Genomic DNA, 8,549 nt, shown 5'->3' with positions numbered 1-8,549 from the left:
TCTGTTCACCGGATGTACCACGCCCACCGGATCACCTCCGGGGTGACCGGGGGCGCTGCTGTCCACATGCTTTCTGCAAGGCTTTGCACCACGACTTTCAGGCAGGTGTGAACTTTTAACCCGTGACACTGATCATTGTTCTGTTCCTCGCGGGCGCGGCCGTGGCATTGTCGGCCCCGGCGGTGGCTGTTTTCGACCGCCGCGCCGGCTGGCCGTTGTCCCTGTTGTTTATTGCCGGGGCGGTGCTGCTGTGGCGTGAATTGCCGACACTGTCCGGCGGCGGTGCCATCACCTACCAGGCGGTGTGGGCCAAGGATTTCCTCGGCCCCGGCCTGGATGTGTCTTTTGCCGTCCGCGGTGACGCCTTGAGCATCTTCTTCGCGCTGCTGGCCCTGGTCATCGGCGCGGTGGTGTTTGTCTATTCGGCGAGCTATCTGCACAACAAGTCCGGCAACCTGACGTTTTACCTGTTCATGTCGGGTTTCACCCTGGCGGTGCTGCTGCTGGTGCTGGCCGATGATGTGGTGGTGCTGTTTATCGCCTGGGAGCTGGTGAGCATCGGCTCCTTCCTGCTGATCGCCCGCTCCGGCTCGGGGGGTGAAGCAGGCTCGATGCGCACCCTGATTTTGACGTTCACCGGCGGTTTGACGCTTTTGGCCGCCCTGATGATCATGGCCACCCAGGCCGGGACCACTTCGTTGACCGGTATTTTGCATTCGGATTTCTGGGCGGAAAAACCGTGGATGGTCACCTCCCTGGGGGTGCTGATCGCGATTAGTGCGTTCACCAAATCGGCCCAGTTCCCCTTCCACTTCTGGCTTCCCGAGGCCATGGCCGCCGCCACCCCGGTGTCCGCTTTCCTGCACGCCGCGGCGGTGGTGAAGGCCGGTATCTATGTGCTGCTTCGTTTTTCCACTGTGTTCTACGCCAACCAGGTGTGGCATGTGCTGCTGATCACCGTCGGTATGGGTACCGCGGTGATGGCGTCGCTGTTTGCGATCCAGAAAACGGATCTGAAAAAACTCACCGCCTATTCGACGGTCAGCCACCTGGGCTGGATTGTGGCCACCATCGGTGTGGGCACCCCGTTCGCTTTGGCGGCGGCGGTGATCCACACCCTGGCGCACGCACTGTTCAAATCCTCGCTGTTCATGCTCATCGGTGTCATCGACCACCAGGCCGGCTCGCGTGATGTGCGCCGGCTGGGGGTGCTGTGGAACAAACTGCCGTTCACGTTCACGGCTGTCACCATCGGTGCCCTGTCGATGGCCGCTGTACCGCCGATGATGGGCTTCATCTCCAAAGAGGGGATGCTGGAGGCGTTCACCCAGGCGCCGATTTCCAATGGTGCCGTGGTGGTGTTGCTGATTGCGGCTGCTGTCGGCGCGGTATTCACCTTCACCTATTCCGCCCGGCTTGTCACCGGTGCTTTCTTCGACGGCCCGCGGGATATGTCCGGGGTAAAAGAAGCCCCGGTTTCCCTGTGGCTGCCGGCCGCTCTTCCCGGCCTGGTGTCCCTGCCGCTGGCTTTTACGGTCAGTGTGCTGGATACACCGGTGGAAGAGGTTGTTTTCGCCATCAACGGCTCGCAGCCGCATGTGCACCTGGCGCTGTGGCACGGGATCACCACCCCGGCGCTTATTTCCGCCGGGGTGCTTGTTGCCGGTGTCATCGGGGTGATTATCCGCAGGCGCATCTACGCCACGCTGGATCCGCTGGAGCTTTTCCCCATGACCGGAAACGAGGCGCTGCAGCGGTTCATCGGACTGTGCGCCCGGTGGGGCAAGGCGTGCGCGAATATGGCCGACTCGTATTCGCCGTCCCGGCATCTGCTCTACCCGCTGCTGGTTATTCTCGGCTGGGGCTACTGGATGCTGCTGGGCACCGGTGTCGACGGGGTGCTGCTGGCGCCGCGTGTCACCGGCATCGACCAGCCGATCGATGTGCTGCCGCTGGTGATTGTCGTTGTGTCCGTCGCCGCGCTGGTGCGCGCCCGCAGCAGGCTCAACGCGGTTGTGCTGCTGGGTACCGCCGGTGTGGGTGTGACCCTGCAGATTCTGGCTTTGGGCGCCCCTGATGTGGCGCTGACACAGTTCCTGGTGGAAATCCTGATTGTGGTCATCATGATGATGGTGATCCGCCAGCAGCCCGCCGAATTCCATGTCACTTCCGCAAGAAGGCAAACCTATGCCGCGTCCCTGGCCCTGGCCGTGGGCGGTATCACGTTTGCCGCGGTGTGGGCGCTGGTCGGCCGGCACGAGCGCTCGGAGATCGCCCTGTGGTATTTGAACAATGCCCCGGATATTTCCGGCGGCGACAATGTCGTCAACACGATTCTGGTCGAGTTCCGTGCCCTGGATACCATGGGCGAGCTGTCGGTTCTGGGTATGGCCGGGGTGGTTATCGCCGCGGTGGTCCACTCGATTCCGAAGCATCCCTTCCAGCGCGGCACCCACCCGATTCCGCTGATCGACCCGGAATCCAACTCGCTTCCGATGCGGCAGCTGTCGACCTATCTGGTTCCGGTGCTCGCTATCTTGAGTTTCCTGATCTTCATGCGTGGCCACCAGTCCCCCGGCGGCGGCTTCATTGCGGCTCTGGTTGCCGGTGGGGCGATCATGTTCGGCTACCTCAAGCAGGGAACCGACAAGCCGATTGTGGGCCACAACACGCCGTTTGTGCTCACCGGCGCCGGTGTGGTCATTGCCGTGGCCGACGGTTTCTGGGGCATGGCGCAGGGCGGATCGTTCCTCTATGCGCTGCACGGCCATGCCCTGGGCCAGCACTGGTCCTCGTCGATGGTCTTCGATATCGGCGTGTTCATGGCGGTACTCGGCATGCTCACCCTGGCCATTAATGCCCTGGGCGGATATCTGCGCCCCGGAAACGACAAGCCGTTGCACAAGCACCGCCAGGGCGGGGCACAAAACACCGGGGCCACCATGACCGGGGAAACCAACCGGCAGGCACTGTCGGCGGCGGAAACGCAGGCCGGCATGGTCCCCGACGAACCCGACGGCAGGCATAGCGCCACAGCTGTCGCGGTAAAGGAACGGACCGGTGATGGTTCAGGGAACCGTCACCCGAATCCGGGCGATCCACCGCAGCAACCACCAGCACATGACACAGACACCACCGGCGGAAAGGAGAACTAGACAATGCTGATCGCACTGACCATTGCGGTTCTCGCGGCAGGCGGCGTGTTTTTGATCATGCAGCGCGGCATGGTCCGGATCGTGGTCGGCATGGGTCTTATCTCCCATGCGGCGAACCTGATCATTCTGGCCGCCGGTATCGGCGCCTGGCGCGGGGAGCCTTTTCCCTCCCGCACCCCGCTGGACCAGGCCGCTGACCCGCTGCCGCAGGCTTTCGTGCTGACCGCGATTGTCATCACCATGGCCACCACCGCGTTCATGCTGGCGCTGGCGGCTCTGGGCCGAAGCGATGACACCCGCAGCGCGGAAGACCCGACCGAACAATCACCCCTGGAGACCCGGGCCAATTCCGCCTCCCGCATGTCCCGGGACAGCCACCGGGTCCAGCGGGTGGCACAACGACTGAAGGGAGCCCGCTGACACCATGGATGCACCACTGCTTTCAGCCGCATCCGGCCACGGTGACTGGATGCTCGACGCCAACACCGGACCCGGTTTCTGGCTGCCGTTGTTTGTGGCGCTGCCGCTTCTGGCATCCGCCGTCTGTGTGCTGGTGCCGTGGAAGAAAGTCCGCGACACCATCCACATTGTGATTCCCGCGGCCATGATCATCGGCGGGATCCTGCTGTTTCAATCAACTGCGGCCCACGGCCCGGTCGCGGAAAGTGTGGGCCGCTATGTCGGCGGTATCGCCATCCCCTTTGTGGCCGATGCGTTTACCGCGGTGATGATTGTCACCACCTCGGTGGTGGCGCTGGCCTCCAACTGGTTCGCCACCTCCATCGGGGAAACCAAAGCCCGTTTCTACCCGGCCCTGGCACTGATGCTCACCGCCGGTGTCAACGGTGCACTGATGACCGCGGACCTGTTCAACCTGTTCGTGTTCATCGAGGTCATGCTGCTGCCCTCCTACGGTTTGATGGCCATGACCGGCTCCTGGGCGCGCCTGGCCGGCGGCAGAACTTTTGTGCTGGTCAATTTGACGACCTCCACGGTGCTGCTGGTCGGTGTGGCGTTTGTCTACTCGGTGGCGGGCACCGCCAATATTGCGGTTCTGGCAGGGGCCGCCGCAGGACACGGGCCGTTGACCGCCGCGATGGGCCTGGTGGTGATCGCCCTGGCCGTCAAAGCCGGCACCTTCCCCGTCCACACCTGGCTTCCCCGGACCTATCCGGCGACCTCACCGGCGGTGATGGGTCTGTTTTCCGGCCTGCACACCAAAGTCGCCGTCTATGCGCTTTTCCGCATCTACACCGTCATCTTCGACCTGGATGACCGGTGGGCGCTGCTGATTGTGGCGGTGTGCTGTATCTCCATGCTGGTCGGCGGTTTCGCGGGTCTGGCAGAGCATTCCATGCGCCGGATTCTGGCCTACCAGATGGTCAACGGAATGCCGTTTATTCTGGTGGTGCTGGCGTTTACCTCCTTTGACAGGGAACGTGCCCTGGCCGCCGGTATTCTTTACGCGCTGCACCACATGATCACCGTCGGCTGCCTGGTGCTGGCTGTCGGTGCCCTGGAGGAAACCTACGGCACCGGCATGCTGAGCAAACTGCACGGCCTGGCCCGCCGGGAACCGCTGATCGCCACCATTTTCGTCATGGGCGCGTTCTCCATTGTCGGTTTCCCGCCGTTTTCCGGCACGTGGGGCAAAGTGTTCGTGGTCATGGCGGTGGCCAAACAGGGCCACTGGACCTCGTGGATCACCATCGCGGTGATTGTGCTGGCTTCTTTCGGCGCGCTGCTTTCCATGCTGCGGCTGTGGCGGGAGGTCTTCTGGGGCAAAAACCTCAACCCGAAGCGTTTCCCCGGTGATCTTCTGGTGCCGGTGAAAAATGCGCTCCCGGCGGCCGCGTTGGCCATGTGTTCGGTGGCCATGTTCTTCGGCGCCGGGGCACTGGCGCATATCACCGTCACCGCGGCGGAAGGTTTGACCGATATCTCCGGCTACCAGCGGGCGGTGCTGGGTGATCACCCGGACACTGCTGTCGGGATGAGCGATGTGGCTGCCGGTGCCGGTATCGGTGACCCAGATCAGGCAGCTGATCATGCCGGCCACACCGACGCCACCGACCACGGGAAGGCAGGCGAGTAGGAACAATGTTCAACGCCATCACATACCTTTTCTGGCTGATCGGGCAGGTCTTCGCCGGGGCGATAGCCATCGCGGTGGATATCTGCCGCAAAGAAACAAAAATGGAACCGGTCATGGTGGAATACCCGCTGCGGGTGACCAAAGACTGGCAGATCGCGGCGTTTACCACCTCGATCACCATGACCCCCGGCACCTTGTCCTGCGGCACCATTCCGCCGGACAATGAGGGCGAACCCACCATTTTGCTGGTGCAGGCCGTCTACGGCCACGACCCGGCGGAAGTGATCGCCGGTTTGGCCGATATGGAACAGCGCCTGGCCCCGTCGATTGCCGATGTCGACCACGGCGCCCCCGGCCAGGGCTCGGGTGATCCGCTGCGCTCGACCATTGTGGCCGGGCATTCCGACGACCAGATAGGGCCCACCGAAACCGACGGGCATCATGTCCGCACCGAAGATGAGATGCCGCGCTCGGCCCGCAGTGCCGCACAGGCAACCGGTGACACCGAGTCCACCGACCGGCTGCCCGGTGACCTGGGGGATGTGTACTCGCAGTCCACCCCCACCGGGCGGTCCCTGACCGAGAACACCGGACCTTTCGACAGTGACGACACGATCACCGGCCATGCCGCGGCGATCGCCGGAACCTCCCGGCACTCACTGCCTGACACCATCGGTACCGGCAACCCGCCACTTGGCCCGGGAACGGATCCCCTTGCCGAGGTTCACGACCCGGAACCCGATGTCGACGGCACCTCACCCGAAACCACCCCCACCGACGAAAAGGAGAGCCGATGAGCGCTTTCGATATCGTCTGCTACACCGTGATGGCCATCATGGGTCTTGCCCTGATCATGGCCCTGGTGTTGATCATCGCCACGAAAAACGACACCTCGAAGGCGGTGCTGGCTGACGCCGTGTTCTATCCGATGGTGGGTATCTATGTGGTGTGGACCATGATGCACCCGTCGTCGATCACCTACGAAGTGGTGCTTCTGGCCGGCCTGCTGGGGCTGCTCAGCTCCGTGTCGATGGCCCGCATCCTGTCGAAGGGAAGGAGGTGAGCCCCGTCATGACCATCTGGGAAATCGTGATCTCCGTCGGCCTGGTGTTTGCGGCACTGATGATGCTGACCACCGCTGTGGCCGTGTGGCGGGCCCCCAATGCGTTGACCAGAGCCAATATTCTCGGTCCCACCATTGCGGTCGGCCTGCCGGTTCTGGTGGCCATGAAACTGCTGCGCGACTGGACGACCACCGGGTTTGTCATCAACGACTTCATCCGGGCCATCATCGCCATCACCAGCCTGTTCGTGGTGACCTCGATCGCCAGCTACTACATCGGCCGCAGTGTCCACGGCATCGAAAAAGACAAAATCATTGTCGACCCGCCGCGCAAAGCCCTGGTGAAAAAATACGGCGATAAGGACCAGCCCACCCTGATCCACTCCGGTACCACCGCCACCTCTAGGCGGGACAAGGCGATTGAAACCGCCTCCCAGGCCTCCCGGCAGCACGGCGGGATGAGCCACAAACAGAAAAAGAAGAAACACCGCTCGATCCACGCCGATCATTCCCCCTTCCAGAAGGAAAAACACCCCAACTCCGACTAGGGGAAACGGCACAAAACCTTTTCCCCCGACCATCTTCTTTTCCCGGCCCGGTACCGGTGGCCCGCATGAGCCGCCGGAACCGGGCCGGTTGCATGGGGCACACCGCCGGCATCTGATCCGGTAGATTTTCTAACCAGTACATCCCGCCCCGCACACTTTCGTGGCGACCGCCGCAAAAAACGGTCTGCTTCCCGTCCACTGATTTCTGCGGGCTTTCCAACGAGGACTGATAGAAAAAACCCGTGGCCGCCAAACGCACCTCCCCGCTGCGACAGGAGTTACCTCCCCCGCCCCTGCCGACTGTTGACGGTGGTTTCGCCACCATCCTGGCTGATCCGCCGTGGCGTTTTGCCAACCGCACCGGGAAAGTGGCCCCCGAACACCGGCGCCTGGACCGCTATTCCACCATGTCGCTGGATGATATCTGTGCCCTGCCGGTGGACCAGCACACGGCATGCAATGCACACCTGTACCTGTGGGTGCCCAATGCGCTGCTGCCGGAGGGGCTGACAGTCATGGAGTCGTGGGGTTTTCGGTATGTCTCCAATATTGTGTGGGCGAAAAGACGCAAAGACGGCGGGCCCGACGGCCGCGGGGTGGGGTTCTATTTCCGCAACGTCACCGAACTGATCCTGTTCGGGGTGAAAGGTTCGCTGCGGACCCTCTCCCCCGCCCGAAGCCAGGTCAATATGATCGAAACCCGCAAGCGCGAGCATTCCCGCAAACCGGATGAACAGTATGATCTGATTGAACGCTGCTCACCGGGGCCGTATCTGGAGTTGTTTGCCCGCTATCCCCGCCAGGGCTGGTCAGTGTGGGGTGATGAGGCAAACGGGAACTGCCCGCCCCGCGGCAGAGTACACAAAGGCTACACCGGCGGGGCGATCGAGGCTGATCCGGCCAACTGGCTTGCAGACGATCACAAGCCGGACGGCAGCAACAACCCCGCCGGGGAATAACCGGTGCCGGATAACGGTTGTGCCGGATGATCACGGCCATGAGCGCCAGAACAACATCGACCTACACCAGACACCGCCAACGGCTGTGTCTTCACCATCGCCGTTTGACCGGCAGGGAGCATCCATGACAACACCCGAGACATCCACCAGCAGCCATGAACGGATCCCCGGCCGGGTGGTCGGCGTCTACAACGCCAACGGCGGCTTGAAGGGGGAATTGAGCTATGTCATCGGCAAGCTGAAGGGCACCACCCACTGCGGGCTGTGTGATATCACCCACGGCAATTCACCGGTGGCGAAGAAAAGCTGGAAAGACACCATGGCCTGCCTGCCGGTGGATATCACCACCGTGCACTTGAACGAGATGGACTCCCGCACCGCCGCACTGGTTAACAGCAGCAATGCCCCGGCGGTGGTGTTTTTGCCCGATGACCAAGACACCGGCGACCGGATCCTGCTTGATGCCGCTGAACTGGATGCCTGTGCGGCGGATCCGGAAAAACTGGGGGACAAGATTCTCGCGGCGCTGACCACCAGCGGTAAATAAACTATCGCGGGAAAGCCCGGTTGAGTCTTTACCGGCTAGAAAGTGGTGGCCGGTCCATCCACCGTTCATGCACCGCGGGCGGATGGGCTGTTCCCTTGTCCGCACACCGACGATGCATGCGCAGCACCGGCTGTCAGAGACATCACTGGCGAGACTGGTTGTACCGCACTGTGCGGCGGATT

The 8,549-nt window shown here is 62.6% G+C and carries 8 protein-coding genes; all 8 read left to right on the top strand.

Annotation, left to right across the window (positions count from 1 at the left end; translation table 11 throughout):
• The first annotated feature begins 122 nt into the window (after window positions 1-122).
• Window positions 123-3,155 (top strand): DUF4040 family protein, encoded by a 3,033-nt coding sequence (locus tag JZY06_RS03860; RefSeq protein ID WP_207118494.1) that lies wholly within the window; start codon window positions 123-125, stop codon window positions 3,153-3,155.
• Window positions 3,156-3,158: 3 nt separating this feature from the next.
• Window positions 3,159-3,575, top strand: coding sequence for a cation:proton antiporter subunit C (locus JZY06_RS03855; RefSeq protein ID WP_207118493.1), 417 nt, complete (start codon window positions 3,159-3,161; stop codon window positions 3,573-3,575).
• Between the two features lie 49 nt (window positions 3,576-3,624).
• Window positions 3,625-5,250 carry a monovalent cation/H+ antiporter subunit D family protein gene (locus JZY06_RS03850; RefSeq protein ID WP_207278727.1) on the top strand — a complete coding sequence of 542 codons (1,626 nt, stop codon included), beginning with the start codon at window positions 3,625-3,627 and terminating at the stop codon, window positions 5,248-5,250.
• Between the two features lie 5 nt (window positions 5,251-5,255).
• Entirely contained in the window at window positions 5,256-6,047 is a 792-nt protein-coding gene (locus tag JZY06_RS03845) for a monovalent cation/H+ antiporter subunit E (protein WP_207118492.1), read from the top strand.
• Window positions 6,044-6,313, top strand: a complete 270-nt coding sequence (locus JZY06_RS03840; RefSeq protein WP_207118491.1) for a monovalent cation/H+ antiporter complex subunit F — start codon at window positions 6,044-6,046, stop codon at window positions 6,311-6,313. Before JZY06_RS03845 ends, JZY06_RS03840 begins: the two co-directional genes overlap by 4 nt.
• Before the next feature lie 8 nt (window positions 6,314-6,321).
• Window positions 6,322-6,861: a Na+/H+ antiporter subunit G gene (locus JZY06_RS03835; RefSeq protein WP_207118490.1), complete on the top strand. Its 540-nt coding sequence runs from the start codon at window positions 6,322-6,324 to the stop codon at window positions 6,859-6,861.
• A gap of 242 nt (window positions 6,862-7,103) precedes the next feature.
• The gene (locus tag JZY06_RS03830; RefSeq protein ID WP_330617073.1) at window positions 7,104-7,820 is read left to right on the top strand and encodes an MT-A70 family methyltransferase; all 717 of its coding nucleotides are present in this window, start codon (window positions 7,104-7,106) and stop codon (window positions 7,818-7,820) included.
• Between the two features lie 124 nt (window positions 7,821-7,944).
• Window positions 7,945-8,367: a hypothetical protein gene (locus JZY06_RS03825; protein ID WP_207118489.1), complete on the top strand. Its 423-nt coding sequence runs from the start codon at window positions 7,945-7,947 to the stop codon at window positions 8,365-8,367.
• Window positions 8,368-8,549: the final 182 nt, after the last annotated feature.

Source organism: Corynebacterium mendelii (assembly GCF_017307055.1).
In the GTDB taxonomy this organism is placed as follows: Bacteria; Actinomycetota; Actinomycetes; order Mycobacteriales; family Mycobacteriaceae; genus Corynebacterium; species Corynebacterium mendelii.
Note: the sequence above shows the minus strand (reverse complement) of the source record. Positions and strands in the feature narration are given on the sequence as shown.